We start from the raw sequence: 26,251 nt of genomic DNA on the forward strand, positions 1-26,251 counted from the left end.
TAATTCGCATGCAGACTCAAATGATGACCTTGGATCGTACAGATTTAAAAATTTTAGATATCTTGCAAAAAGATGGGCGTCTATCAAATATAAAACTTGCTGAAATGGTCAATCTTTCTCCCACAGCAGCGCTTGCTCGAGTACAAAAACTAACCAAAGATGGATATATTACAGGTTATGAAGCCAAGTTAAATCCAGATCTGCTGAATCGAAGTTTTGTGGTATTTGTCGAAATTTTATTAGATAAAACAACTCCAAATGTATTAGAAGAATTTTCTGATGCAGTGAGAAGTTACCCTGAAATTGTTGAATGTCACATGATCAGCGGTGGGTTTGATTTTGTAGTTAAAATTCGTTGCGCCAACATGGAAGAGTTTCGTAAGATCTCTGGACAGGTTTTATGGCAACTGCCTGGCATCAAAGAAACCCGTAGCTATCCAGTGATGGAAGTTATTAAGGAATCTTCGCAAGTGCAACTTAAGCAAACATTTAAAAAGTAAATGTATAAGAAAGGGGCTATAAGCCCCTTAATTTTTTATTTCTCATTACCTTCCATTTTTGATTTCTTGCATTTCAATTTCATATTTCTGTTGAGCTTCATCAAAACGGTCAGTCACATCTTGCGCTGGCGGGCGGCCTAATAAACTCACCACCATAATACTCACCCAAGATAAAATAAAGCCAGGAATGATTTCATAGACGCCAGTATCAGCCATGGTGTTTTTCCATACAATGACGGTAACAGCACCAACAATCATACCTGCCAATGCACCATTGATGGTCATTCGCTTCCAGAAGAGAGAAAGGATAATCAGTGGTCCAAATGCTGCACCAAAGCCAGCCCACGCATAAGCAACTAAACCGAGTACCTTGCTGTTCGGATTCATTGCAAGGAAGATTGCCATAATCGCAACAATTAATACCATCAAACGACCTACCCAAACCAGCTCGGTTTGTGAGGCAGATTTACGAATAAATGCTTTGTATAAGTCTTCTGTAAGCGTAGTAGAGCATACCAATAGTTGGCAGCTTAGGGTACTCATCACTGCAGCAAGAATCGCGGCAAGAATCACTCCTGCAACCCATGGATTAAATAAGATTTTAGTTAATTCCATGAAGACTGTTTCAGGATTTGCATTGACTGCAGCACCGAGTTGAGGAAACGTATCAAAGTAAGCGATTCCGAAATAACCGACAGCGACTGCACCACCAAGACATAGAATCATCCATGTCATTCCAATTCGACGTGCTGCTGGAATAGACTTCACGGAATCTGCTGCCATAAAGCGCACAAGAATATGTGGTTGACCAAAGTAGCCAAGTCCCCATGCCATTGAAGATAAAATTGCTACAGTGCTGAGATCTGAAAGTAAATTATTCGCTAATGGGCGTGCGGATTCCACAATGACACTAACTTGCTGAGCATTTTCACCAATGGCTAAATAGGTCATTACTGGAGCAAGTAAAAGCGCAAAGATCATCAAGCCTGCTTGGAATGTATCTGTCCAACTGATGGCTAAGAAACCGCCAATACAGACATAACTAATCGTTGCCACTGCTCCAATCCATAGGGCTGTGTTGTAATCCCAACCAAATAGGCTTTCAAATAAACGTGCACCTGCGACCATGCCAGAGGCACAATAAATTGCAAAGAAAATCAAAATTACAAAAGCTGAGATGATACGAAGAACTTTTTTCCGATCACCAAAGCGGCTGGTGAAATAGTCGGGGAGAGTCAATGCGTTATGTTGTATTTCGGTATGAACACGTAGACGACCCGCGACCAACAGCCAGTTCAACCAAGCACCGATAATTAAACCAATGGCAATCCAAGCTTCGGATAAACCTGAGAGATAAATTGCACCAGGTAGGCCCATGAGTAACCAGCCACTCATATCTGATGCACCTGCGGATAATGCAGTGACGACACTGCCTAAACTCCGACCACCTAAAATATAATCATCAAAATTATTCGTGGCTTTGTAGGCATAAAGCCCAATGCCAAGCATCGCCACAATATAAAAAATAAATGTGATTAGCGTAGGATTTAATTGGCTCATTGCTATGCCATCCTTTGTCTGTCCTAAATGACCATCTTTCCGAGATGAATTTTTAATCGAATTATTCGAGGAGCTGATTCAAGCACGTTTTGAAAATTACGCTCTGTTACATTTGAGTGAGATTTATAGTCGTTTAGTGAAACTGAATGTAATTTTGGTTACAAAGACTATTTTTTCAAAAAAGTTTACTTTGATGTTTAAAACAATTCTATAAATGATTATTTTTAACATAAAGTTACATTTGTCACTTAAACAGCGAAGTTGTAATTTTTTATTGCATAAAGAAGTATTAAATCAATAGTGAAAATAAGCATGAAGCCTATCATCGATATTGCACGATAATGGTGCATTATTGTTGAGTAATAAAAGTGTCTACGGTTCAATTTGATAAAACAAGAATAGAGCATGATCTGCTCGGTGAAAAAGCGGTTCCTTTCGATCGTTACTATGGGATTCATACCCTACGTGCGATGGAGAATTTTCAGATTTCGCATCAACAAATAGGTGAAAACATACATTTTATTCGTGCATTGGCACAGGTAAAAAAAGCATCAGCACAGACAAATTTAAAATTTTCCAAATTGAGTCAAGATGTCAGCCAAGCGATTCAATGGGCTTGTGATCAACTGATTGAGCAGCCTGAAAGTTGGAAATCATCATTTCCAATTGATATTTATCAGGGTGGGGCTGGAACTTCTATTAATATGAATAGTAATGAAGTAGTGGCTAACCTTGCACTCGAGCATCTCGGCTTGCCAAAAGGTCAATATGATGTAATTCATCCAAACGACCATGTGAATAAATCGCAATCGACCAATGATGTTTATCCAACTGCATTGAGACTAGCAACCTATTACAGTTTAGAAGATTTATTGTCTCAAGTTCGCTCATTAATCGCTGCTATTGAGATCAAAGCATCTGAATTTCAACACGTAATTAAAATGGGGCGAACTCAACTCCAAGATGCTGTACCCATGACACTCGGACAAGAGTTTCGTGCATTTGCGACGCTATTAAAAGAAGACTATCGCCTCATCCAAAAGATGCGTCATTTACTGCTAGAAATAAATTTAGGTGCGACTGCGATTGGAACGGGTGTGAATACACCTCATGGATATGCACAAGAAGTAGTTCAAACGCTTTCTCAAATTACTGGATTGAAATTACAGGGTGCTGAAGACTATGTTGAAGCCACCAGTGATTGTGGCGTATTTATTATTTTATCAAGCACTTTAAAGCGTTTAGCTGTCAAGCTCTCAAAAATTTGTAATGATCTACGATTATTGAGCTCTGGACCTCGTACAGGATTAGCTGAAATTAGATTACCTGAATTACAAGCCGGTTCATCCATTATGCCTGCGAAAATCAATCCAGTTATTCCTGAAGTAGTGAACCAAATTGCTTTTAAAGTCATTGGTAATGATTTGACAGTGACCATGGCAGCTGAAGCGGGGCAATTACAATTAAATGTCATGGAACCTGTAATTGCACTGACCATGAATGAATCAACCAATTTATTAATTCAAGCAATGCAAACACTGGAAAACAAGTGTATTCAAGGTATTACTGCAAATGAACAGTCTTGTTACGATGCAGTGATGCGAAGTGTTGGTATCGTCACATTATTAGATCCGATCTTAGGTCATGCCAAATGTGATGAAATTGGGAAGGTTTGTCTTGCAGAAAATAAAACCATTCAGCAAGTTGTCATTGAGCAGAATCTTTTGACGCAAGAGCAGTTAAATCAAATTTTCTCTTTTGAAAATTTAGTGTCTGAGATCGCTGGTCATGTTGTCGATGATATGAACATGGACAAAGTAAGCTAATAGAGTAGATAGAATCTGAAAATCAATTGAATATGAATTGATGGCATATTTCGTTCAATGAGGTATGCCATTTTCATTGAAACTTTTAAGTATAATTTCTTAATTGAATGTTTATAATAATTAAAATTATGAGCCATCAATACAAACATTATAATTTAGAGAAAATGAATGAAAAGAATAGTAATAAGCACGCTGCTGTGTTCGATGTTGCTGGCATCCTGTTCAAAAAAAATAGAGGAACACTCTGCTGAAGCAGTTCAAGAAAATACTGCTGATACGCAAGTTGATATGCAAGAAGTGGCTGAACCAAATACTTCGCCCGTCCAGGAGCAAAAACCTGAGGTCATATTAAATCAAGAGGTTAATCCAGTTGAACTGACTCGTCGTATGGTTCGAGAGGCGCAAGTTAACTTTACTGTTAAAGATGTGGTGAAAAGCAGTTTAGAGATAGAAAAAATAACCCTTGAAGCAGGCGGATTTATTGAAAGAAAAGATATTGATTTCAATGTGGTTGATCTTAAACGTCAGAATATTTCAGAAGGCAAAGTAAAGGTATTTGAAAAAGTTGAACCTGTATCTTTTATGGTGCTACGTGTACCGAGTGAGCGTGCCCCACATGTTGTTAATCAACTTTTACCTTTAATGTTTTTTTTGAATCAGCAACGCTATAGTGCACAACGTTTTGAATTGAAGCTTCTTCAAGAAAAAATGAATCAAGCACAGACTATTTCTAGTCAAGCACGACCAGCTCATTTGAATGAAATCACACGGCTCACTCAACTCGAAGTTCAAGACCGCGTTAAATTCAGTACGATCAGTTTACAACTGAATCAACCAACACTGGTCCGAGAAAGGGTTGATATTGATATTGATACAGTGGCGCGATTAAATGGTGATCACTTTACTCAGCGTGTTTGGAATAGCATCAAATATGGCTGGCAATTTGTGCTCGATCTTTTGGTGTTTTTATTAATGATTTGGCCTTTGTATTTGATTGTCTTACTTGGCTTCTTGTTATATCGATGGTTAAAACCTTATTTTGATAAACTCAAATAAGCCCATGCCTCAATTTGGCTGAACTGAAGAAAGAAGTTTGGCCAAATCTTGCATTCCTTCGGTTGCTGATTTTGAGATACATGTATAGTATTGTGGCACACGGCCGAGATCGGCTTTAGGGTCGATATAATACGCATCACAGCTTGGTGAAATACTGTGTACTAAGCCTGCAACAGGATAAACAGCTAAGCTTGTTCCAATCACAACAAAGATTTCAGCTTGCTGGCAAATCACTTCTGCTTCTTCAAAAGCGGGAACGGATTCACCAAACCATACGACATGTGGACGAAGCGGATATCCAGCGTCACAGAAGTCACGAGAAATATCCAGTTCAATTCCTTCAATTGTGTAAAATTTGTCTGTGAATTGAGCATCTGGCCCCGAGGTTTTGGCTAGTCTTATATTTCCATGAAGATGCAGTACTTTTTTACTACCAGCGCGTTCATGTAAGTCATCAATATTCTGCGTGATCACATGGACATCATAATGTTGCTCAAGTGCTGCAATCGCCAAATGTGCTGCATTAGGTTCAGATGCTAAAATTTTTTTTCGCCGTTCATTGTAAAAGCGCTGTACTAAAACAGGATTGTTACGCCAAGCTTCAGGCGTTGCGACGTCCTCTATGCGATGGTTTTCCCAAAGTCCATCGCTATCTCGAAATGTATTGATACCACTTTCAGCACTCATACCAGCACCCGAAAAAATCACAAGCTTTTTTTTAGACTGATTCATCCAATCTCCATCCTATTGATTTTATGCCCACGTATGACGTCTGGATCAACTTAATATTCAAATATTCATTAGAGCTTATTTAGTTTGATTCAGAAATTTAGAAATTTCTTGTGCGAATTTAATGGGTTCATTGATCAAAGGCGTATGCCCTGAGCGCTCAAACAGTACGATACGATGATTTTTAACCGATTCAGCAATGAGCTTTTGCCCTTGCGCTGGATAGAGTGCGGATTTAGCGCCGATAAAAAAAGTTGCTGGACATTCTAACTTTGAGATCGCGGCTCTGTAATCTTCTTTATGGTTTAGATAGTTGTCAATGTACCAACGCATATAGTCGAGACGTTGCATAGGGAGGATTAACTTTTGAATTTTCGGTTGATTGAGTGTTGTTTTAAAAATTTTAGCGCTCAATTGATGATTATCTTGTAAAGATAAAAATTTAACCCAAAGCTCGACTAATTCGCGGCTTAAGTGAGTAGGTAATTCACTCAGGTTTTGATAATTTTCATGTTGATGTAAAAAAGAAGAAAGTTCGATGAGTAGCTTTTTGAACTCTGGATAGCGATCGCCCAATAGCCCGAAACTCCAAGTTTCATCAGAAGGTATTTTAGGGGTTTGATCAATATGCAAGTATGCTTGGATTTGATCAGCAAATTGACCATATTGCATACCATGCATGGCAGTAGTTGCCCCCATAGAATAAGCAATCACTTTATATTGTTGTCTAGAGCGTTGACTGATCAATGCCTGAATATCGTTCCAGTGACTTGAAATAGCATCAGCATCTGGAATTTTACAATGCTTAGACCCACCAAAACCACGCCAGTCAGGAATAATAAATTTATATTTCTTTAAATTAAATGCAAAAAAAGGAATCCATTGCCAACTTTGCATTCCTAAACCAGATAGCACCAAAACAGGTTCACCTTGACCTATTTCACGAACATATAATTTTTCGTCATCTTGCATGGTATAAAATGGCATAGATATATCCTTTATTTTGTATTCATTATTTTCAATTGTGGAATTACACGTTCTAACCAACTGATCCAACCTTGCTCTAATTCAATGCCTAATTGAAGAATCATTTTATGAATATAGAGTGTACGATCATCATTATTTTTATTGGCAAAATCTTTGTCGTAAATCGCTTGGTATATTTTTAACTTATTTTTATGAATTTCTAAATGAGACTCCAATTCTGTCAGCACATTATTACCACCTAGTTGTGCTTCAGCTCTTAAACGCACCATCAATTCTTCTCTGAGTTGGGCAGGCTCACTATGCTGTACCATCCAATTGGCAAGTTCAGTTCGACCTAGAGCATCAACTTTATATTTTTTCTTTCTCGAGTTGGGGTCGCCTTCATCAATAGTCGAAATCCAACCTTTTTTTTGCATAGCATTGAGTTCACGATAGATTTGTTGGTGAGTTGCATTCCAAAAGAATCCCATAGAACGGTCAAAGCGACGCGCAAGTTCAATACCTGTACTTGGTTTTTCAATGAGACTGGTCAACAAAACATGTGCTAAAGACATAAATCATATATCGTAAAATGTTGAATCAACTTTATTATGCAACATGTTGCATAAAATGCAAAATTAGAATATATATTTATGCAACAAGTTGCATGAAGCACACAATAATAGCAAGCAAACGCGAGCCATGAGGTCAGAATGTCAAATTATCCAAACTTACTTGCACCACTAGATTTAGGTTTTACCACTTTAAAAAATCGTGTATTGATGGGTTCAATGCACGTAGGTTTAGAAGAGGTTGAAGGTGGCTATGAACGTATGGCCGCATTTTATGCTGAGCGTGCTCAAGGACAGGTCGGTCTTATCGTGACGGGGGGGATTTCACCCAACGATGCTGGTGTGACTTTTGCTGGAGGGTCAAAATTAGACTCGATTGCTGAAGCTGAGAAACATAAAATCATTACACAAGCAGTACATGATGCTGGCGGTAAGATTGCAATGCAGATTTTGCATACTGGTCGATATTCATATCAGCCTGAAAATGTTGCACCATCAGCAATTCAGGCACCAATTAATCCAGTTAAACCTCATGCTTTAAGCTCGGCTGAAGTTCATCAAACCATTGATGATTTTGCCAACTGTGCAAAGCTGGCTCAATATGCAGGTTATGATGGTGTTGAGATTATGGGGTCTGAAGGTTACCTCATCAATGAATTTATCGCAGCACGTACCAATCACCGTGATGACGAATGGGGTGGGAGTTATGAAAACCGCATTCGTTTGCCGATTGAAATTGTAAAACGTACCCGTGCAGAGGTGGGTGAAAGCTTTATTATCATTTATAGACTTTCGATGCTCGACTTGGTTGAGGGCGGTTCAACGCTTGAGGAGGTCATCCATCTTGCAAAAGAAATTGAGAAAGCCGGAGCGACTATCATTAATACAGGGATTGGTTGGCATGAAGCGCGTATACCCACGATTGCAACGAAAGTACCTCGAGCAGCATTTACATGGGTGACAGAAAAGCTAAAAGGTGAAGTTAATATTCCATTGATTACCTCAAATCGTATCAATACCCCTGAAATGGCTGAACACGTGTTAGCTTCAGGTCATGCAGATATGATTTCTATGGCTCGCCCAATGCTTGCAGATGCAGAATTTGTACTAAAAGCTGAACAGGGTAGAAGTGACGAAATCAACACGTGTATTGGCTGTAACCAAGCGTGTTTGGATCATATTTTTTCACTCAGAATTGCGTCATGCTTGGTTAACCCACGTGCATGCCATGAAACTGAACTCATTTTTAAAGAAACCCATACGCCTAAAAAAATTGCTGTCATTGGTGCAGGTCCTGCTGGATTGAGTTTTGCTACTTATGCAGCTGACCGTGGTCATCAAGTCACCATCTTTGAAGCAGCCGATCAAATTGGGGGGCAATTTAATATTGCAAAAACGATTCCAGGAAAGGAGGAGTTTTATGAGACATTGCGTTACTTTAAGCGAAAAATTGAGCTGCAACCTTTAATTCAATTAAAACTTAATCATACTGCAACTTTTGAAGAGCTCAATACAGATCAGTTTGATGAAATTGTCGTCGCTACAGGTGTGACACCTCGACATTTAGATATTGAAGGAATTGATCATCCAAAAGTGTTGTCTTATATCGAAGTTTTAAGAGAGAAAAAACCAGTCGGACAGCGTGTTGCGATTATTGGTGCTGGTGGTATTGGTTTTGATACTGCTGAGTATCTAACCCATGAGGGGGAAAGTGGAAGCTTGAATCCTCAAAAATTTTATGATGAATGGGGAATTGATACATCATATTCTAATGTAGGAGGTTTAAAACCTGCTCAATTAGAACAGCCATCACGTGAAATCTACTTATTACAACGTAAAGCCACTTCAGTTGGTGCAGGCTTGGGTAAAACAACGGGTTGGATTCATCGTACTGGATTAAAAAATCGCGAAGTAAAAATGATTCCAGGTGCAACGTATAACAAGATTGATGACCAAGGTTTACATATCACAATTAACGAACAAACTACCGTCTTAGACGTGGATCATGTGGTGATTTGTGCAGGTCAAGAATCATATACGGCTATGTTTGATCAACTTGAGCAGGTAGGTAAAAAAGTTCATTTAATTGGTGGGGCGAAAGAAGCGGGTGAGCTAGATGCAAAACGTGCGATTCGTCAAGGTGCTGAATTGGCTGCAAAGATTTAAGCCAGAAAATTTCTCTCCTGTATTCTAGATGAAAGTGCGAGAAGAGGATTTGGAGAGGGTACTTAATTAAATGTGACTTCTCCTTGACATAGTATTCTCCCTTTTCTTCTAAAAGGTTGGACTGATACAACAAAAAGGACATAAAAATGACACTCGAAACCACACAAAAATCCATTCAACGTTGGCACCACATGCTTGAAACGCGTGATTTAAGTCTATTGAATGAGCTTTTGTCTGAAGAAGTCGTATTTAAATCACCCGTCGCATTTAAGCCTTATCCAGGCAAACAAGTTGTTACTTTTATTTTGACCAATGTGATTGAGATCTTTGAAAATTTTCGTTATCACCGTGAGTTCTATACAGCAGATGGGCTCAGTGTTGTGCTCGAATTTTCCGCAAATGTCGGTGAAAAAACATTAAAAGGGATTGATATGATCCAGTTTAATGAGCAAGGTCAAATTATTGACTTTGAGGTGATGATTCGGCCTAAAAGTGGTTTAGAGGCTTTGGCGTTGCAAATGGGCCAACGTATGGCTCAATTTCTACCAAAATAAATTAGGCATGTTTTTGGCTTATGAATTGGAGTAAGTAAATTCGGAGTCTGTATGAATCTTAATAAGCGTTTCAAGTGGATGCAAGAATTCACTCAAACCCAACTTGATCATTTTACTGGTGCAGCTATACCTTCAATCTATTTTAATCCGCAAGGTGAGTTAGCGCATGTGATTTCAAACTTGAAACGTTTGCATTATAAATATAGACCAACGCCGTGGCTCTCGAATACGCATGCTCACTTGGTGTATTTTGATAAAATTCGAAAGAAAACCGTAAAATTAGAATATGACTTCATTGAACAGTTGACAATGTCTGATGGGGGAACGACGGGTATTGCTTGGTATGGTATGCATCTGCCTGCGGAAACACCTACTATTTTAGTGCTGCATACCATTACTGGAAGCCCAGCCAGTATGAGTGAATTGGTCAGAGACTTACATCAAGTAACTGGTTGGCGTATTGCATTGTGTTTAAGACGAGGGCATGCAGGTCTACCACTTTCAGTTCCTAAAATTAATCTTTTTGGAAACACGCAAGATCTAAGAGAGCAGATTGAACATATTCAACAGCGCTTACCATATTCTAAATTGTATGCAGTTGGGTCTTCAGCAGGAACTGGATTATTGGTCAGATATTTAGGGGAGGAAGAAAGCTCCACACCAATTCAAGCGGCTTTCGCACTTTGTCCTGGATACAATACGGAAACTGGTTTTTCAAATGTTCATCCTTTTTATAGCCGTTTGATGGCAAAAAAGTTAAATGCACATTTTTTAAAACCGTATGAGCAACATTGGCGAAATTTAGAAAGTTTAAAGCAACTGAGTGTTGCTAAAGATTTATTTGATTTTGAAAAAACATATTATCAGTTCGCTGGATTTGAAAATTATGACGCATATTGTAAAGCGACAAATCCCATCTATGTCTTTGAGAAGATTGGAGTGCCGTTGATGATTTTAAATTCGGAAGACGATCCAGTATGCCATATCCGCAATTTAGAGCCTTATAAAGAAGTGATACAACATATGCCGAACATGGCAGTAGTGACCACAAAAAAAGGAAGCCATTGCTGTTTCTATGAAGGTAATAAAAATCCAGAATCTTGGGCACACAAATTAATTGCAGAATTTTTTTTAGAATTAGAGAAAGCCTGACAATTTTTGTTGTTTATAAATGAATAACAATTTGACTTTCATTCATGTTGACATAAAAAAACCGAGTCTTGTCACTCGGTTTTTTTAAATTTGAAAATTAGTTTTCTAAAGCAGGGGTAGCAGCAGCAATAGCAGCGGCAACAGCATCATCTTCAGATTGAGAAGCACCTGTTGATGCACTTGGAGAAGGTGTAGGGCGTTCTACATTTTCAACAGTTGGTGCTGGCGCAGGATTCGTTTGTGCAGGAGCATCACGGTATTCACGACGAATAGTCGCTGACGTATTGTTTGTCTCCTGATGCTCAATTTCAACTTGAGTTGGTGGCTCAGGTTCGATTTCAGGTTCAGAAATCTCTATGTTCTCAATTTGTTCTGCCTGTTCAGTTGTTTCAACAGTTTGTTCCTGTTCTTCTTCCTTAGGCGCTTCTTTTTTTACACATGCAGTAACGAGGAGTGCAGATAAGATTGCACCACCGATTAAAAATTTTTTATTCATAGTTGCTCAAAACAAACTAGCTAGATCGACTGACGTAGTATAACAGCAAATTAACAGATGAAAATCACTGAAAGTGTGCGTGAATCTTTATTGGAAATGATGATAGAATAACCAATTGTTTATTGTTCTTTGAATTGATGCGGATTGACTTTGCTTTATAGGTACAGAGTAAAGTAAAATTGCGCAACATTGCAGGCCGATTTAGGCTCGATTGTACGAGAAACCCAATGACCCATTTTATTTTCGTTACTGGTGGTGTTGTTTCATCACTAGGTAAAGGTATTTCAGCTGCTTCAGTTGCTGCACTTTTAGAAGCCCGTGGATTAAAAGTAACCATGGTGAAAATGGATCCATATATTAATGTCGATCCAGGGACGATGAGCCCGTTCCAACATGGTGAAGTTTTTGTCACAGAGGATGGTGCGGAAACTGACTTAGACTTGGGTTATTACGAACGTTTCTTGCGTCGTGCGAAAATGACCAAGCTTAATAACTTTACATCTGGTCGCGTGTACCAAGACGTTTTAAATAAAGAGCGTCGCGGTGATTACCTTGGTGGAACAGTTCAAGTTATTCCACACATTACAGACAATATTAAAGAACGTGTTCTTCGCGCTGGTGAAGGCTATGACGTTGCTATTGTTGAGATTGGCGGTACAGTAGGTGACATTGAATCTCTCCCATTCATGGAATCTGTTCGTCAGTTAATGGTTGAACTTGGTCACAAACGCACAATGCTGATGCATTTAACGTTGTTGCCATATATCAAGTCAGCTGCAGAGTTGAAAACAAAACCAACTCAGCACTCAGTGAAAGAATTACTCTCAATCGGTATTCAACCAGATATTTTGATCTGTCGTACTGAACACGATGTTGATGCTGATACAAAGCGTAAAATTGCGTTGTTCACGAACGTAGAAGCTCGTGCAGTTGTGGTGTGTAAAGATGCACGCACAATTTACGAAATTCCACGTACGTTCTATGAACAAGACGTTGATGATTTAATTTGCGAGCGTTTTGGTTATAACGATTTACCAGAAGCCGATCTTTCAGATTGGGATAATGTCGTAGAAGCACTATTAAATCCTGAGTACACTGTTCGTGTTGCGATGGTGGGTAAATATGTTGAACTTCCAGATGCTTATAAATCTGTAAACGAAGCACTCTTACATGCAGGTATCCAAAACCGCGTTAAAGTTCAAATTGATTATGTCAATGCCGAAGAACTAGAAAGCCAAGATGTAGCGGAAGTGTTGAAAGATGCTGACGCAATCTTAGTTCCTGGTGGTTTTGGCGAGCGCGGTACTGAAGGTAAGATGCAAGCGATTAAATTCGCACGTGAGAATGGAATTCCATTCCTTGGTATTTGCTTGGGTATGCAACTTGCGGTCATTGAATACGCACGTAATGTTGCTGGTATCGTAGATGCAACTTCAACTGAATTTAACCGTTCAACTAAATCGCCTTTAATTGGTTTGATTACGGAATGGTTAGACGAACGTGGTGAAGTACAACAACGTTCTGTAGATTCTGATCTTGGTGGAACAATGCGTCTTGGCGCTCAAAAATCAGAATTGGTTGAAGGCACTAAAACTGCAGAAGTGTATGGTTCAGTAGAAATTATTGAACGTCATCGCCATCGTTACGAAATGAATAATCGTTATATTCCTACTTTAGAAGAAAAAGGTATGAAAATTTCTGGTTATTCACCAATCCAACGTTTAGTTGAAACTGTTGAAATTCCTCAACATCCTTGGTTTATTGCTGTACAATTCCACCCGGAATTTACAAGTTCTCCACGTGATGGTCATCCATTATTTGCTGGTTTTATTGATGCTGCTAAAAAACAGTATCAAAAATCGAAATAATGAATGTCTTAGGACATAACTAGGAAGTTTAAATGTCACAATTAAAAGCACAAGAAATTGTACGTTTAGGCGATATACAAATGGCAAATCATTTGCCATTTGTATTATTCGGCGGAATGAATGTACTTGAATCAAAAGATTTAGCTTTTGAAATTGCAGAAACTTATGTTGATATTTGCAAACGTTTGGATATTCCATATGTTTTCAAAGCAAGCTTTGATAAAGCAAATCGTTCGAGCTTAAATTCTTTCCGCGGACCTGGTCTTGAAAAAGGAATTGAGTGGTTAGCTGACATTAAAAAACATTTTAATGTTCCGATCATTACAGATGTTCATGAACCATATCAAGCAGCACCTGTGGCTGAAGTGGCTGACATCATTCAATTACCTGCTTTCCTTAGCCGTCAAACAGATCTTGTTGAGGCGATGGCAAAAACTCAAGCCATTATCAATATCAAAAAAGCGCAATTCTTAGCACCGCATGAAATGCGTCATATCTTGCATAAATGTTTGGAAGCCGGGAATGACAAGCTGATTTTATGTGAGCGTGGCTCAGCATTTGGTTACAACAACTTAGTTGTCGATATGCTTGGTTTCGACATCATGAAAGAAATGAATGTGCCTGTCTTCTTTGATGTGACACATGCACTTCAAACCCCGGGTGGTCGTGCAGATTCAGCAGGTGGTCGTCGCGCACAGATTACGACATTAGCGCGTGCGGGTATGGCTACAGGTCTAGCAGGTCTTTTTCTGGAAGGACATCCTGATCCAGAAAAAGCAAAATGTGATGGACCTTGCGCTCTTCGAATGTCTCAACTTGAGCCATTCTTAGCTCAGCTTAAAGAATTGGATACCTTGGTTAAAGGTTTCAAAAAATTAGATACACACTGATGCAGCGTTAGACGCATCGTTTTATTAATCAACTGAGGAATTGTTCATGAGCCAAATCGTTGACATTCGTGCACGTGAAATTTTGGACTCTCGTGGTAACCCAACCATCGAAGCAGACGTTATCTTAGCATCTGGCGTAGTTGGCCGTGCATGTGCACCATCTGGTGCTTCAACTGGTTCTCGTGAAGCTTTAGAACTTCGTGATGGCGATAAAGCACGTTACTTAGGTAAAGGTGTTAAAACAGCTGTGAACAACGTAAACACGTTAATCCGTGACGCGTTAGTGGGTAAATCAGTATTCGAACAAAAAGACATCGATAATACGATGATCGCTTTAGACGGAACTGAAAACAAAGAAAAATTAGGTGCGAACGCAACTTTGGCAGTGTCTTTGGCTGCTGCGCGTGCTGCTGCTGACGAAAAGAAAATTCCTCTTTTCCAATACATCGCAGACCTTCGTAACAACAGCATTTTAACAATGCCTGTTCCAATGATGAACATCTTAAACGGTGGTTCACATGCGGACAACAACGTTGATATCCAAGAGTTCATGATTGAGCCAGTTGGCTTCACTTCATTCTCTGAAGCACTTCGCGCAGGCGCAGAAATCTTCCATTCTTTAAAATCAGTTTTAAAGAAACAAGGTTTAAATACTGCTGTTGGTGATGAAGGTGGTTTCGCGCCGAACTTACGTTCAAACGAAGAAGCAATTACAGTTATTCTTGAAGCAATTGAAAAAACTGGCTACAAAGCGGGTTCTGACATTATGCTTGCGCTTGACTGTGCATCTTCAGAATTCTACAAAGATGGTCAGTACATCCTTGCTGGTGAAGGCAATAAAGCATTCACAAACAACCAATTCTCTGACTACCTTGCAGGTCTTGTAAACCAATATCCAATTATCTCTATTGAAGATGGTTTAGATGAATCTGATTGGGAAGGTTGGTCTTACCTAACTTCGATTCTTGGCGACAAGATTCAATTGGTTGGTGATGATTTGTTTGTTACAAATCCTAAAATCCTTCAACGTGGTATCAACGAAAAAGTTGGTAACTCTATCCTGATTAAGTATAACCAAATCGGTACGTTGACTGAAACTTTAGATGCGATCTATCTTGCTAAAGCAAATGGTTACTCTACAGTGATTTCTCACCGTTCTGGCGAAACTGAAGATTCTACAATTGCGGATCTTGCAGTAGGTACTGGTGCTGGTCAAATCAAAACTGGTTCACTTTGCCGTTCTGACCGTGTAGCGAAATACAACCAATTGCTTCGTATCGAAGAATTGACGAATGCTATTTACCGCGGTAAAGCTGAGTTTAAAGGTTTAAATTAATCGTTTAGATTATTTTGAATTTTAAAAAACCACTCTATAAAGAGTGGTTTTTTATTTAATTTCTAAAGTTTATGTTTAAGCCTCAATTGAGAGAGTTTTGCTTCCAAAGATTGATGACTTTCAATACTTAAATCATTTCTTAATAATTTTGCAAAGTCGAAAACTTTCTGTTCAAGGGTTTTGCTAGAGTCTAAAGGGAAATTGTTAAAGAAATGGTTAGATACAGAAGTTTGATAAGTTATGAGGACTTTTTCTAATTCATAAAGTTCTAATCGTATTGATGATGTTGTAATTAAATTAACTTTATTGATACATCCAATCAATCTAATGTACTTGGACAAATGAGTGTCCCACTCAATATCGGGTTGATGATTGTCTGAATCTTGTTTTTTGTGCTTAAGTAATAATGATGAAACTAAAAATTGTGTATATGCGTCTGTAAGATCGATATATTGATCTCGTTTAGATTCAGCAATTTTATCAATTTTAATTTGTTTTACTGTATTCTTTGCTGTGCTTCTCAGGGAGAAAATTACGACAGCAGCACCAATTAATGCACCTAGAACCCCTAAAATACCTTGAATATAGGCTGCACGAATCGTTATCTCAAATTCATTCATTAATTGAAATCCTTTTTTATGAAGCTCTTAAGCAAATTGTTATGTTATCAAGCTATGAAATAAAAAGTGTAAATATAATGACTCTAGAATATTCAATAACTTTTGATATTTAACAGTACATATTTTTAAAAGAAATCAATCAATGTGAATTTGTTTAACATTTGCATATTTAACACAGTTTCACATACTACCTTTCTTTGTTTTAGGGTATATTAGTGCTCTAATTTCATGATGTTAACTAAGCCTCAAAAATAATGTTAGACGTCTTTAAAACTACTTCAAGTAAAGTGATTTTGCTGGTGGCAATAATTTTAATTGCCATCTTTCAATATCGCTTTTGGCTCGGTGAAGGAGGATATTTCCCTCATCAGGCGCTACTTCAGCAAATGAATCAACAAGCTGAAACAAATGAAGAGTTAAAAGAGCGTAATCGTATTCTGGCTGCTGAAGTATATGATCTAAAAAATGGTGTAGAGGCGATTGAAGAACATGCACGTTTAGATCTTGGCTTAATTAAGCCTCATGAAACGTTTATTCAAATGAGTACCATCAGTACGAATTACAAGCCGATTTACATCGACCCAAATGCTAACGTAGATTTAAGAACCAATGAGTCTAGACAACCTGAATCTGAACAACCGTAAATTATGGGCTATTATTCCGGCAGCAGGTTCTGGTAGTCGATTTTCCAAATCAGCGTTAAAGCAATATCAAATTATCCAGAATAAAACTGTACTTGAGCATACTGTAGAACGTATTGCTCAATTGCCTATTGCTGGCTATGTGTTGGCAATCTCAGAGCATGACCAATTTGCTCAGACACTTCAATTTGCTAAATCTGAAATCCTTCATTTCTGCTTAGGTGGTCAGGAGAGGGTTGATTCTGTACTTAATGGTTTAAATTATTTAACCAATATTGCAGATGAAAATGATCTGGTGTTTGTGCATGATGCTGCTCGACCTTGTGTGAGCTTGAGTAATTTAGAATCTTTGATTCGCCATGTTATCGAATCTAAGCATAGCGCAATTTTAGCAACGCCTGTACGTGATACTTTAAAAAGAGTAGATCCGTCGAGTGCCATTGAAAAAACTGTTGATCGAAGTGCATTGTGGCAAGCACAAACTCCACAATTGTCGACCATTAAATTGCTAAAAACCTCGATTGAACATGCATTAACTCACAAGATCACAATCACGGATGAAGCGAGTGCGCTTGAATATGCTCATCATCCAGTAGATGTGGTGATTGGACGATCTGATAATATTAAAATTACTTATCCTGAAGATTTAGAACTTGCTCGTCTGATTCTTCATTCACAGTCTGACTCGAAATAATTTAGTTTTATGTTTGGGACTTTGCTTAAATAGCCAAAACATTGTCTTATAATAACGCCACTTAGAATATGCAATTCAGCCAATGATACCTTCACAACAGTACCGTTTTTTGCGTCATGCCTTGAGAGATGGACGAACAATCAAACATGATTCGTCACGTTGGACTAAATTACATTTAGATCCATGGTTACTTGGTTTTTTGATATTAAACGCAGCTTTTGGACTCATGGTTGTTTATAGTGCAACCAATCATGATTCAAGCATGGTGATTCGTCAGGCAACCAGTTTTGGTATCGGTTTTATTTTGCTGTTTATTTGTGCACAAATTCCTCCAAAAGTTTATCAAATTGTCAGTCCTTATCTGTATGCATTTTCGATTGTGCTTCTGCTTTTGGTATTGCTAATTGGTGATGTCCGCTTAGGCGCAAAACGCTGGATTTCTATTCCTGGATTAGGGAGTGTGCAGCCCAGTGAATTTATGAAATTTACGATGCCACTCATGATGGCTTGGTTTTTTAGTCTGCGGACTTTACCACCCAAATTTATGCATATTCTCTTTGCATTATTTCTGATGATGATTCCTTTTGTTTTAGTCGCATTACAGCCTGACTTAAACATTGGATTAATTATTCCCGGAATTTTTGTCATTTTTTTAAGTGGTATTTCTTGGCGTTTAATTGGGGCTGTCATTGCTGGGTTTGCAGTAGTTGCACCATTATTATGGAATTTCTTTCTACAGGAATATCAGAAAAAGCGAATTTTAACTTTGTTTGATCCTGAATCAGATCCGCTAGGTGCAGGGTGGAATATCATTCAGTCTAAAATTGCGATTGGTTCTGGTGGACTATTTGGTAAAGGTTTTAATGAAGGAACACAGTCTCATTTAGGTTATCTCCCTGAACATCATACAGACTTTATTATGTCTGCTTATGCAGAGGAATTTGGCTTTTTTGGTGTGTTCGTATTATTTGTTATTTTTGCTGCGATCATTATTCGTTGTTTGATTATTTCCATGAACAGCTTCCATAATTTTGGACGTCTTTATGCGGGTGCGGCAGGTTTAACTTTCTTTTTCTTTGTGTTTTTGAATAGTGGAATGGTGAGTGGAATACTTCCAGTAACGGGTGATCCATTGCCACTCATGAGTTATGGTGGTACGGCAGTCATTGCAACGCTTGCAGGTATGGGCATTGTAATGTCTATACATACTCATCGCTAAAACATCTGGGGTTGACAGCAAATTTTCAACTCACATTCTGCTTACTCTCACATCTATTGAAACTTTGAGCTTCAATGATTGCTCTAATCAGTCATTACACTTTTATGCTGAAGAAGATGAAAGTGTGGATGGAAGTTGATCTATGCTATTTGAGAGAGTAACTCTAAAAAAATTAACTTATTTCCTCATTTTTTTGTAATAACTAAATTGTTCTCGATGGTAGAGAAAATTTGAGCTAAACAATGATCTTTGTAAGGTTTCCCAAGCTAAAAATTCCTGTCTTAGCTGTTGTCTTAAACTTGGTGATCCATTTGTATAAAAATATTTTTTAAAATTGATTTTCGTAGATGTATAAAAAAATTAACTATGGCATATTAATTGCTGAATAAGAATTAAACGAATATTGCAGGAGAGAGGTCTTCTGTAGATCCGCCGAAGGAGCAACGACCCCGGAATCTCTCAGGCAAAAGGACTGTAATTATTCTCAATCATCTGGAGAGAAGTCTAATGATGTTTAGACTCACCGAAGGGGATGGAAAAATTCATATGTCATGAAGATTTCCGAAGCTCTCAGGTACCGTGACAGATGGGGCATTGAAAATATAAAATTTTCAAGGAGCTTTTATGTCACATATTATGGTGATTGGTGCTGGCATTACAGGAATAACCACTGCCTACGAATTATTAGAACTTGGTTATCAAGTCACGATTCTTGATAAAAACTTATACCCAGCAATGGAGACTTCATTTGCGAATGGAGGTCAACTCTCTGCATGTAATGCAGAGGTGTGGAATCAGAAAGCAACGGTACTGAAGGGTATCAAGTGGATGACCCAAAAAGATGCACCATTATTACTCAACCCATCTTTTGATTTGCATAAATACGCTTGGCTGATTGAATTTATGGGTAATATCAAGCATTACGAAGCCAACACACAAGAAACGGTAAGGCTGGCATTATTGGCAAGAAAACGGCTATTCGAAATTGCACAGAAAGAAAATATTCAATTCGATTTGGAAAAGCGTGGAATTTTGCACTTTTATCATAATCAGCAGGATTATGATGTCGCAATAAGAGTGAATGATTTGTTATGCAAAGGTGGATTAGAGCGTCACGCTGTTACAAATGGAGAAATTCACAGTATTGAACCAAGTTTGAAGGGAGAATATTACGGTGGTTTTTATTGTCCTGACGATGCCACAGGAGATATACACAAATACACCACGCATTTAGCCCAAGTGGTGGCGAATAAAGGTGGGAAATTTTTATACGGTGTAGAAGTTGAAGATTTAAATCTGGATCATTCAACAGAACAAGTTTCAGCTAAATATCGCGCTTGTGATCCTAAAAGTAGAGATATACCCGATGGATTTATTCAAGCTGATGCAATGGTCATTTGTGGTGGAGTTGGAAGCTATCATTTAGCACAACAGGCTGGAGATCGTGTCAATGTTTATCCAGTGAAAGGGTACTCGATTACAGTTCAGTTGAATGATGAACATAGCCAACAACATGCACCATGGGTAAGTTTATTGGATGAAAGTGCAAAAATTGTGACGTCGAGATTAGGTCGAGATCGTTTAAGAATTGCTGGTACTGCGGAATTTAATGGCTATAACCGAGACATCCGTATTGATCGCATACAACCTTTAGTTCATTGGGTGAATCGTAATTTTGATATTTCAACTGAGCATTGTGTCCCTTGGGCTGGATTAAGACCGATGATGCCGAATATGATGCCAGTGGTAAGACAAGGGAAGCATCCGAGAGTCTTTTATAATACCGGTCATGGGCATCTGGGTTGGACGCTGTCAGCTGCAACTGCTGCAATGATCAGTTTAGAAATTTCACAGAAAATAGCGGCTTAATGAAAAGCCACAATAGTATGAAAACTATTGTGGCAAATACATTTATAGTCGAGTGAAAACTTGATCTGCATTCAAACGAGATTTAGGTAATTTGGCATTAAAATCTTTTTCACTTCGATAACCAAGTGCCAATAGCACTGACGGAATCAGGCCTTTTGCGTCAAGATTTAACTCTTCAGCGATAATTTTTTCATCGAATCCTCCAATTGGAGTGGCATCGATACCTTCTAAACCTGCAGCAAATAAGGTTTGCCCAAGTGCAATAAAAGTTTGATTTTCAGACCAGCGCTGGATATCGCCTTTTTCGTTGCGATAATAATCAACATAGCCTAAGCGCGTATCTTTTTGAGCTTGTTTTGCTTGGTCATCTTTAAAACGACCACTGATTTCATCTTGATTTAATAATCGATCTAGATGAGAGTCTGTAATGTCTTTATGCGTACAAAACAGAATTGTGTGTGAAGATTCAAGGACTTTGGGTGCATTATAAACATACTTACCAACCAGTGCTTTAGCAATGCGCTGTTTGGCTTCATCAGTTTCGATGACAAAGAAATGCCACGGTTGAATATTGATAGACGAAGGTGCGAGCCTTAAAGATTCCAATAATTTTTCAAACTTTTCTTGAGGGATCTTTTTTGAAGAATCGTATGCTTTGGTGGTGTAGCGAGATTGGGAGATGTTTAACAAATCCATATTATCCTCCGATTATTCACAATATATTCATCTAAAAATTTTAAATGACTCTGAACTTAAATATTTTCTATAGTTGATGCTAAATGATATGAAAAATCTGACTTGTCTTTAAATCAATAGGCATATTTTAAATCAGTATATTTTTCTAATGACATTGCAATTTGTTGGTTGATAAATGCGCGCACATCTTCTTCAGTCATAGGCTGACCATTCTTGCTGATATTATGTTCGATCGGTGCTTGGTCTGCGGCCTTAATTTTGTAGACAAGGTGGGTGATCAATTCGTAATCGTTATTATGGTTTACGATGTTAGTCACATATTGATATGAATGCTCAAAGTTGAGATCTTGATGGGAAAATATAAATTGTTCAAAGATTGTCAATGCGGCGCCATCAGCAAGATTTTTGAGTTCATCAATAATTGTGGCATCTAGCCGTACATCATAACGTTCAGAGATTGCTTTACCATCGATTAATAATGACACTTTATCATCTTCATGGTGTTGAACAGTAATATTGCTGAAATTAGACATGACAAACTCACGAATTGAATTGAGTCGTTATTATCATATGCAAAAAAACTTAAAGCAAAACATACTGATTAATATTCAAACATTGAGTGAAATTTCAATTTAAAGGTTGATGAGATCATTATAAAAATAGAGGAACTAATAAGACCATGTTTTCAGTGTCAGATCATTGATTGACTGCTTAGAGAATTTCGATTGATTAATTTCCAAAATTTGAGCTTGATCCAAACGCCAGTCGCCTAAAACAATTCTTCTTTTATCTTGAGAGATATGGATTTGAGGGCGATGCGTATGACCATGAATTAGTAAATCAACTTCTTTCAATGCATCGTGGACAGCATCTTGATTTACATCCATGACATCATAAGATTTAAATTCTTTTGATTCGTGGCTTTTTTTTCTAAATCCATTTGCAAGTTGAGTACGAAAAGAAAGTGGGGTATTTCGCAGTATCCAAATGATGAGTGGATTTCTGATTATTTTTTTAAAACGTTGATAGGCGACATCGTCTGTACACAGTGAATCACCATGTTCTATACGAATTTGGACGTCATTTATTTTTAAGTTAGAGACTTCGGACAATAAGATGCCACCAAATTTATTTAAAAAAATTTGATTCAGCGCAAAATCACGATTGCCGACAGAAAATAAAACTTGATTTCCCTGAGCAGTAAATCTTTTTAAGCGTTCAACGATTTCATCGAGCCAAGGAGCTGTATAGTCATCACCAATCCATGCATTAAACCAATCACCTAAAATATAGAGTTGGGTTTGCTGGTCTTGATAATGATCTAATAAATCTAAAAACCCTCGAACGAGTCGAGGGTGTTCAGGTGACAGGTGTAAATCTGAAATAAACAGATAGGTCACTTAATATTCCTTATTTGCCTACATCCCCATCAACTTTAGATGGCGAAACGATCCCTTGAACATGATATTCGTTTTAAAGCAGTGCTTGAAAACTTAATAAGTTAAGGGGTAGGTTTTTTATTCAGAGATAATTTTAGCAGATTCGATCACAACGTTTTCTAGTGGAACGTCAGCGTGGTAGCCACGGTTACCAGTGCGAACGCCTTTGATTTCATTAACAACGTCCATACCTTCTACAACTTTACCAAATACTGCATAACCCCAGCCTTGAGCTGTTTTACCCGTATGGTTAAGGAAAGCATTGTTTTTCACGTTAATGAAGAATTGTGCAGATGCTGAGTGAGGAGCTTGAGTACGTGCCATGGCAATCGTACCTTCGTCATTGCTTAAACCGTTGTCAGCTTCATTTTCAATAGAATCGCGAGTTGCTTTTTCTTTGAAGTTTTCATCCATGCCACCGCCTTGGATCATGAAACCGTCAATTACACGGTGGAAAATTACGCCATCATAAAAACCATCACGAACGTACTCTAAAAAGTTAGCAACAGTTTTAGGTGCTTTTTCAGAGTTAAGCTCTAGAACAATACGTCCTTTATTGGTGTTTAATTCGACTTGAGGAAAACTCATTCTATAATCTCCTGATCATGGACAAAAAGCCATGGGTTTGTGGTTGAGAGAAGCATAAGCAAACTGTAAACTACAAGGCAAGCAAAAACGTTATTTTCTTTGTTAATAATATGAAGATAGCGTTTTAATTATCCTATTTTATCTTATAGAAGTGATTTATCAACTATGAAGCCGAATGATGTTGTTTCATCCCTGCCAAATACCCCGACGACTAACAATCCATCAGTCGATGCTGCGCAGCAAGAACAACAACCGGGCTTAGACTTTGTACGTCAAGTAATTACAGAAGATCTTGCAGCAGGGCGTACAGATAAAGTCGTGACGCGCTTTCCACCAGAGCCTAATGGTTATTTACACATTGGACATGTTAAAGCGATTTGCCTGAATTTTGGTATTGCAGAAGAATTTTCTGGTTTATGTAATCTTCGTTTTGACGATACAAATCCAGATGCAGAAGAACAAGAATATGTAGATGGTATTGCGAACGATGTTAAATGGCTCGGTTTCGACTGGAATGGTGAACCACGCTACGCATCAAGTTACTTTGATCAATTGTATCAATGGGCGATTCAATTAATTAAACAAGGTGATGCATATGTCGATTTGCAATCTCCTGAAGAAATTAAGCTGAATCGTGGAAATTTTGTAGAACCAGGTAAAAATTCTCCGCAACGTGATGCAACGGTTGAAGAAAACTTAGCACGTTTTGAACAAATGCGTAATGGTGAGCTTGGAGAAGGCCAAGCAGTACTTCGTGCCAAGATTGATATGGCATCACCGAACGTACATATGCGTGATCCAATTCTTTACCGTGTTTTACATTCTGAGCATCATCAAACAGGCGATACGTGGAAAATCTATCCAATGTATGACTATGCTCATCCTTTGTCTGATGCGATTGAAGGCATTACGCACTCGTTATGTACGCTTGAATTCCAAGACCATCGCCCGTTCTATGATTGGGTTGTCGCTAAGGTAAATTCTCCAGCAGTTCCACGCCAGTACGAATCAAGCCGTTTGAATGTTGATTACACCATCACCTCAAAACGTAAATTACGTAAGCTGGTCGAAGGTGGTTACGTCAATGGTTGGAATGATCCACGTATGCCTACAGTCGTGGGAATGCGTCGTCGTGGCTTTACTCCAGAAGGCTTACGTGATTTCTGTAAGCGTGTGGGCGTATCTAAAACTGATGGTATTGTCGATGTTGCAATGCTTGAATTCTGCATTCGACAATCATTAGAAAATACTGCTGCACGTGGTATGGCGGTATTGAATCCTCTTAAAGTGACATTGACCAACCTTCCAGAGGATATGGATTTAACACACGCACGCCATCCAAATGTTGATATGGGTGATCGTGTAATTCCACTGACTTCTGAATTGTATATTGATCGTAAAGATTTTGAGGAAGAGCCGCCTAAAGGGTTTAAACGCTTAATTCCTGGTGGTGAAGTCCGTTTACGTCATGCTTATGTGATTAAATGTGATGAAGTGATTAAGGATGAAAATGGCGAAGTTGTTGAACTTAAATGCTCTATCGATCCGCATACTTTAGGTAAGAATCCAGAAGGTCGTAAAGTCAAAGGTGTTATTCATTGGGTATCTGCAAATAAAGGGATTCCTGCTGAAGTTCGTATTTATGATCGTCTATTTACTGAAGCCGCACCTGATGCGGACGATGATTTCTTAGCGAATTTAAATCCAGATTCTCTAAAAATTGTTCAAGCGGTAATTGAGCCTGCTTTAGCTCAAGCGAAACCTGAAGATCGATTCCAATTCGAACGTGAAGGTTATTTTGTCGCTGATCAATTTGATCATACTGTTGAAAAACCTGTCTTTAACCGTATTTTGGATTTAAAAGATAGTTTTAAGCCTGCAAAATAAAGTTTGGTAATATCAAAAAAAGCCTGATTGATTCAGGCTTTTTTTTATTCAAATTTAGGTTAATAAATAATTTTTGTGATTAAATTCACATGATTAGATAAAGGTGAGTATTTAAGAATAATTTAATAATTTATAAATAAAAACTAAAATAACATTATATTTCAAATATATATTTGACTATTTGGATTTTCAAGCGCATATTTAATTCAACCGAAAGGTTAATTTGAAACTTTGTTTTCCTCGAAACCCTGCTTAAGCGGGGCTTTTTTTTGCTTTAGTTTCTGATGTTGCTGTAAAGCGATATACACAGGGCCTTTCAGTTTGCGCTGATCATTTAACTTTTTCTTAATATAAAATACCAAAGCAAAACAGGTGGTTGCTAAAGTTAAAAGAAGACTATTTAAGTAGCTCATGAGTGAGCTGATATAACCAATAGTGGTGAGTCTATTCATCATTTTGATGACTTGTGGACTACTTTCGATGCCCGTGATCGCCCAAGAACATAAGTGTTCACAATTATTAATAATGAGATGATAGTTATTTTCATGCATTCGAGAGCGCATTCGTCTTACGACAGCACGACCTGAATATTTGGGGGTGCTATAATGCCGAATCGTAATTTTTTTGCCATGTGCAAATTTTTGCAGAGATGTAATTTCGATCGGATGTTTTTTAAAGAGATGGGCAAAACCTGAATAATGAATAACACGACCCTTACCCACATAAATACCATGATGTGAATAACCAAAATGCTTAACAATTAAGTGAGCACCAAGAGGGAATGTTTTGACGTGTTTATGCCGCATTTATAAAATATTCCAATAACTTTACAGATGTACATTTATTGAAAGAGAGTCCACAGTATAACCGAATTGGAAATAAATAATGAGGTATAAATACAATATAAGCACCCTAAAAAAGGTGCCT

General features: G+C 38.1%; 25 protein-coding genes and 1 riboswitch. Of the genes, 14 read left to right on the forward strand and 11 right to left on the reverse strand.

Annotated elements, in window-relative coordinates:
* Positions 1 to 8 precede the first annotated feature (8 nt).
* Positions 9 to 500: an Lrp/AsnC ligand binding domain-containing protein gene (locus AC1M89_RS02850; RefSeq protein WP_035263751.1), complete on the forward strand. Its 492-nt coding sequence runs from the start codon at positions 9 to 11 to the stop codon at positions 498 to 500.
* 45 nt (positions 501 to 545) lie between these two features.
* Here AC1M89_RS02850 and putP read toward each other — a convergent pair whose 3' ends face one another.
* Positions 546 to 2,060 (reverse strand): sodium/proline symporter PutP, encoded by a 1,515-nt coding sequence (gene putP / locus AC1M89_RS02855; protein WP_180027777.1) that lies wholly within the window; start codon positions 2,058 to 2,060, stop codon positions 546 to 548.
* 368 nt (positions 2,061 to 2,428) lie between these two features.
* On the opposite strand from putP, the gene AC1M89_RS02860 reads away from it, so the two are divergent.
* Positions 2,429 to 3,886: an aspartate ammonia-lyase gene (locus AC1M89_RS02860; protein WP_481613878.1), complete on the forward strand. Its 1,458-nt coding sequence runs from the start codon at positions 2,429 to 2,431 to the stop codon at positions 3,884 to 3,886.
* A gap of 168 nt (positions 3,887 to 4,054) precedes the next feature.
* Entirely contained in the window at positions 4,055 to 4,942 is an 888-nt protein-coding gene (locus AC1M89_RS02865; RefSeq protein ID WP_481613879.1) for a DUF4349 domain-containing protein, read from the forward strand.
* A gap of 9 nt (positions 4,943 to 4,951) precedes the next feature.
* Here the strand turns inward: AC1M89_RS02865 and AC1M89_RS02870 are convergent, their stop codons facing one another.
* The 3 genes from AC1M89_RS02870 to AC1M89_RS02880 form a co-directional block, all read right to left on the reverse strand.
* On the reverse strand, positions 4,952 to 5,674 hold the full coding sequence (locus AC1M89_RS02870; RefSeq protein ID WP_481613880.1) for an SIR2 family NAD-dependent protein deacylase: 723 nt from the start codon (positions 5,672 to 5,674) through the stop codon (positions 4,952 to 4,954).
* Positions 5,675 to 5,749: 75 nt separating this feature from the next.
* Positions 5,750 to 6,658, reverse strand: coding sequence for an alpha/beta fold hydrolase (locus tag AC1M89_RS02875; protein ID WP_481613881.1), 909 nt, complete (start codon positions 6,656 to 6,658; stop codon positions 5,750 to 5,752).
* Between the two features lie 11 nt (positions 6,659 to 6,669).
* Positions 6,670 to 7,212 carry a PadR family transcriptional regulator gene (locus AC1M89_RS02880; protein ID WP_092766380.1) on the reverse strand — a complete coding sequence of 181 codons (543 nt, stop codon included), beginning with the start codon at positions 7,210 to 7,212 and terminating at the stop codon, positions 6,670 to 6,672.
* Between the two features lie 138 nt (positions 7,213 to 7,350).
* On the opposite strand from AC1M89_RS02880, the gene AC1M89_RS02885 reads away from it, so the two are divergent.
* From AC1M89_RS02885 to AC1M89_RS02895, 3 genes are all read left to right on the forward strand, one after another.
* Positions 7,351 to 9,375 (forward strand): 2,4-dienoyl-CoA reductase FMN-binding domain-containing protein, encoded by a 2,025-nt coding sequence (locus tag AC1M89_RS02885; RefSeq protein ID WP_481613882.1) that lies wholly within the window; start codon positions 7,351 to 7,353, stop codon positions 9,373 to 9,375.
* Positions 9,376 to 9,521: 146 nt separating this feature from the next.
* Positions 9,522 to 9,929, forward strand: coding sequence for a nuclear transport factor 2 family protein (locus tag AC1M89_RS02890; RefSeq protein WP_035263736.1), 408 nt, complete (start codon positions 9,522 to 9,524; stop codon positions 9,927 to 9,929).
* Positions 9,930 to 9,980: 51 nt separating this feature from the next.
* Entirely contained in the window at positions 9,981 to 11,081 is a 1,101-nt protein-coding gene (locus AC1M89_RS02895) for a YheT family hydrolase (RefSeq protein ID WP_481613883.1), read from the forward strand.
* 97 nt (positions 11,082 to 11,178) lie between these two features.
* Here AC1M89_RS02895 and AC1M89_RS02900 read toward each other — a convergent pair whose 3' ends face one another.
* Positions 11,179 to 11,577, reverse strand: coding sequence for an internalin (locus AC1M89_RS02900; protein ID WP_481613884.1), 399 nt, complete (start codon positions 11,575 to 11,577; stop codon positions 11,179 to 11,181).
* A gap of 227 nt (positions 11,578 to 11,804) precedes the next feature.
* On the opposite strand from AC1M89_RS02900, the gene AC1M89_RS02905 reads away from it, so the two are divergent.
* From AC1M89_RS02905 to eno, 3 genes are read left to right on the forward strand one after another with little or no spacing between them, the layout of a single operon-like run.
* Complete coding sequence (locus tag AC1M89_RS02905) at positions 11,805 to 13,445, forward strand: CTP synthase (RefSeq protein WP_035263731.1); 1,641 nt, start codon at positions 11,805 to 11,807, stop codon at positions 13,443 to 13,445.
* Between the two features lie 32 nt (positions 13,446 to 13,477).
* Positions 13,478 to 14,335, forward strand: a complete 858-nt coding sequence (gene kdsA / locus AC1M89_RS02910; protein WP_035263729.1) for a 3-deoxy-8-phosphooctulonate synthase — start codon at positions 13,478 to 13,480, stop codon at positions 14,333 to 14,335.
* A gap of 46 nt (positions 14,336 to 14,381) precedes the next feature.
* Complete coding sequence (gene eno, locus AC1M89_RS02915; protein WP_180027787.1) at positions 14,382 to 15,671, forward strand: phosphopyruvate hydratase; 1,290 nt, start codon at positions 14,382 to 14,384, stop codon at positions 15,669 to 15,671.
* 62 nt (positions 15,672 to 15,733) lie between these two features.
* Here eno and AC1M89_RS02920 read toward each other — a convergent pair whose 3' ends face one another.
* Positions 15,734 to 16,291 carry a hypothetical protein gene (locus AC1M89_RS02920; RefSeq protein ID WP_481589931.1) on the reverse strand — a complete coding sequence of 186 codons (558 nt, stop codon included), beginning with the start codon at positions 16,289 to 16,291 and terminating at the stop codon, positions 15,734 to 15,736.
* Between the two features lie 254 nt (positions 16,292 to 16,545).
* Between AC1M89_RS02920 and ftsB the strand changes: the two genes are divergently transcribed.
* From ftsB to AC1M89_RS02940, 4 genes are all read left to right on the forward strand, one after another.
* Positions 16,546 to 16,935 carry a cell division protein FtsB gene (ftsB, locus tag AC1M89_RS02925; protein WP_035263725.1) on the forward strand — a complete coding sequence of 130 codons (390 nt, stop codon included), beginning with the start codon at positions 16,546 to 16,548 and terminating at the stop codon, positions 16,933 to 16,935.
* Positions 16,901 to 17,626, forward strand: a complete 726-nt coding sequence (gene ispD / locus AC1M89_RS02930) for a 2-C-methyl-D-erythritol 4-phosphate cytidylyltransferase (protein ID WP_481613885.1) — start codon at positions 16,901 to 16,903, stop codon at positions 17,624 to 17,626. The genes ftsB and ispD overlap by 35 nt, the downstream gene beginning before the upstream one ends.
* An 82-nt stretch (positions 17,627 to 17,708) precedes the next feature.
* Positions 17,709 to 18,845, forward strand: a complete 1,137-nt coding sequence (rodA, locus tag AC1M89_RS02935) for a rod shape-determining protein RodA (RefSeq protein WP_481613886.1) — start codon at positions 17,709 to 17,711, stop codon at positions 18,843 to 18,845.
* Positions 18,846 to 19,241: 396 nt separating this feature from the next.
* Positions 19,242 to 19,330, forward strand: a riboswitch (glycine riboswitch).
* Between the two features lie 139 nt (positions 19,331 to 19,469).
* Positions 19,470 to 20,714: a D-amino acid dehydrogenase gene (locus AC1M89_RS02940; protein ID WP_481613887.1), complete on the forward strand. Its 1,245-nt coding sequence runs from the start codon at positions 19,470 to 19,472 to the stop codon at positions 20,712 to 20,714.
* A gap of 42 nt (positions 20,715 to 20,756) precedes the next feature.
* Here AC1M89_RS02940 and nfsB read toward each other — a convergent pair whose 3' ends face one another.
* The 4 genes from nfsB to AC1M89_RS02960 form a co-directional block, all read right to left on the reverse strand.
* On the reverse strand, positions 20,757 to 21,410 hold the full coding sequence (gene nfsB / locus AC1M89_RS02945) for an oxygen-insensitive NAD(P)H nitroreductase (protein ID WP_035263717.1): 654 nt from the start codon (positions 21,408 to 21,410) through the stop codon (positions 20,757 to 20,759).
* A 113-nt stretch (positions 21,411 to 21,523) separates the two neighbouring features.
* Positions 21,524 to 21,943, reverse strand: a complete 420-nt coding sequence (locus AC1M89_RS02950; RefSeq protein WP_035263715.1) for a hypothetical protein — start codon at positions 21,941 to 21,943, stop codon at positions 21,524 to 21,526.
* Between the two features lie 135 nt (positions 21,944 to 22,078).
* The gene (locus AC1M89_RS02955) at positions 22,079 to 22,810 is read right to left on the reverse strand and encodes a UDP-2,3-diacylglucosamine diphosphatase (RefSeq protein ID WP_035263713.1); all 732 of its coding nucleotides are present in this window, start codon (positions 22,808 to 22,810) and stop codon (positions 22,079 to 22,081) included.
* Positions 22,811 to 22,927: 117 nt separating this feature from the next.
* Complete coding sequence (locus AC1M89_RS02960) at positions 22,928 to 23,437, reverse strand: peptidylprolyl isomerase (protein WP_035263711.1); 510 nt, start codon at positions 23,435 to 23,437, stop codon at positions 22,928 to 22,930.
* Between the two features lie 165 nt (positions 23,438 to 23,602).
* Between AC1M89_RS02960 and AC1M89_RS02965 the strand changes: the two genes are divergently transcribed.
* Complete coding sequence (locus AC1M89_RS02965; RefSeq protein WP_035263709.1) at positions 23,603 to 25,324, forward strand: glutamine--tRNA ligase/YqeY domain fusion protein; 1,722 nt, start codon at positions 23,603 to 23,605, stop codon at positions 25,322 to 25,324.
* A gap of 218 nt (positions 25,325 to 25,542) precedes the next feature.
* On the opposite strand, the gene AC1M89_RS02970 is transcribed toward AC1M89_RS02965, so the two are convergent.
* Positions 25,543 to 26,130, reverse strand: coding sequence for a lecithin retinol acyltransferase family protein (locus AC1M89_RS02970; protein WP_051586486.1), 588 nt, complete (start codon positions 26,128 to 26,130; stop codon positions 25,543 to 25,545).
* Positions 26,131 to 26,251 lie beyond the last annotated feature (121 nt).

Source organism: Acinetobacter sp. ANC_7635, assembly GCF_056779945.1.

What these genes read in the sequence shown, in the direction of transcription:
- AC1M89_RS02920 (WP_481589931.1), bottom strand. Translation starts at nt 16,291, where the DNA reads ATGAATGAATTTGAGATAACGATTCGTGCAGCCTATATTCAAGGTATT.
- eno (WP_180027787.1), top strand. Translation starts at nt 14,382, where the DNA reads ATGAGCCAAATCGTTGACATTCGTGCACGTGAAATTTTGGACTCTCGT.
- nfsB (WP_035263717.1), bottom strand. Translation starts at nt 21,410, where the DNA reads ATGGATTTGTTAAACATCTCCCAATCTCGCTACACCACCAAAGCATAC.
- AC1M89_RS02865 (WP_481613879.1), top strand. Translation starts at nt 4,055, where the DNA reads ATGAAAAGAATAGTAATAAGCACGCTGCTGTGTTCGATGTTGCTGGCA.
- AC1M89_RS02895 (WP_481613883.1), top strand. Translation starts at nt 9,981, where the DNA reads ATGAATCTTAATAAGCGTTTCAAGTGGATGCAAGAATTCACTCAAACC.
- AC1M89_RS02940 (WP_481613887.1), top strand. Translation starts at nt 19,470, where the DNA reads ATGTCACATATTATGGTGATTGGTGCTGGCATTACAGGAATAACCACT.
- AC1M89_RS02900 (WP_481613884.1), bottom strand. Translation starts at nt 11,577, where the DNA reads ATGAATAAAAAATTTTTAATCGGTGGTGCAATCTTATCTGCACTCCTC.
- AC1M89_RS02965 (WP_035263709.1), top strand. Translation starts at nt 23,603, where the DNA reads ATGAAGCCGAATGATGTTGTTTCATCCCTGCCAAATACCCCGACGACT.
- rodA (WP_481613886.1), top strand. Translation starts at nt 17,709, where the DNA reads ATGATACCTTCACAACAGTACCGTTTTTTGCGTCATGCCTTGAGAGAT.
- AC1M89_RS02870 (WP_481613880.1), bottom strand. Translation starts at nt 5,674, where the DNA reads ATGAATCAGTCTAAAAAAAAGCTTGTGATTTTTTCGGGTGCTGGTATG.
- AC1M89_RS02890 (WP_035263736.1), top strand. Translation starts at nt 9,522, where the DNA reads ATGACACTCGAAACCACACAAAAATCCATTCAACGTTGGCACCACATG.
- AC1M89_RS02850 (WP_035263751.1), top strand. Translation starts at nt 9, where the DNA reads ATGCAGACTCAAATGATGACCTTGGATCGTACAGATTTAAAAATTTTA.
- ispD (WP_481613885.1), top strand. Translation starts at nt 16,901, where the DNA reads ATGAGTCTAGACAACCTGAATCTGAACAACCGTAAATTATGGGCTATT.
- AC1M89_RS02960 (WP_035263711.1), bottom strand. Translation starts at nt 23,437, where the DNA reads ATGAGTTTTCCTCAAGTCGAATTAAACACCAATAAAGGACGTATTGTT.
- AC1M89_RS02905 (WP_035263731.1), top strand. Translation starts at nt 11,805, where the DNA reads ATGACCCATTTTATTTTCGTTACTGGTGGTGTTGTTTCATCACTAGGT.
- putP (WP_180027777.1), bottom strand. Translation starts at nt 2,060, where the DNA reads ATGAGCCAATTAAATCCTACGCTAATCACATTTATTTTTTATATTGTG.
- ftsB (WP_035263725.1), top strand. Translation starts at nt 16,546, where the DNA reads ATGTTAGACGTCTTTAAAACTACTTCAAGTAAAGTGATTTTGCTGGTG.
- AC1M89_RS02875 (WP_481613881.1), bottom strand. Translation starts at nt 6,658, where the DNA reads ATGCCATTTTATACCATGCAAGATGACGAAAAATTATATGTTCGTGAA.
- AC1M89_RS02950 (WP_035263715.1), bottom strand. Translation starts at nt 21,943, where the DNA reads ATGTCTAATTTCAGCAATATTACTGTTCAACACCATGAAGATGATAAA.
- kdsA (WP_035263729.1), top strand. Translation starts at nt 13,478, where the DNA reads ATGTCACAATTAAAAGCACAAGAAATTGTACGTTTAGGCGATATACAA.
- AC1M89_RS02970 (WP_051586486.1), bottom strand. Translation starts at nt 26,130, where the DNA reads ATGCGGCATAAACACGTCAAAACATTCCCTCTTGGTGCTCACTTAATT.
- AC1M89_RS02885 (WP_481613882.1), top strand. Translation starts at nt 7,351, where the DNA reads ATGTCAAATTATCCAAACTTACTTGCACCACTAGATTTAGGTTTTACC.
- AC1M89_RS02880 (WP_092766380.1), bottom strand. Translation starts at nt 7,212, where the DNA reads ATGTCTTTAGCACATGTTTTGTTGACCAGTCTCATTGAAAAACCAAGT.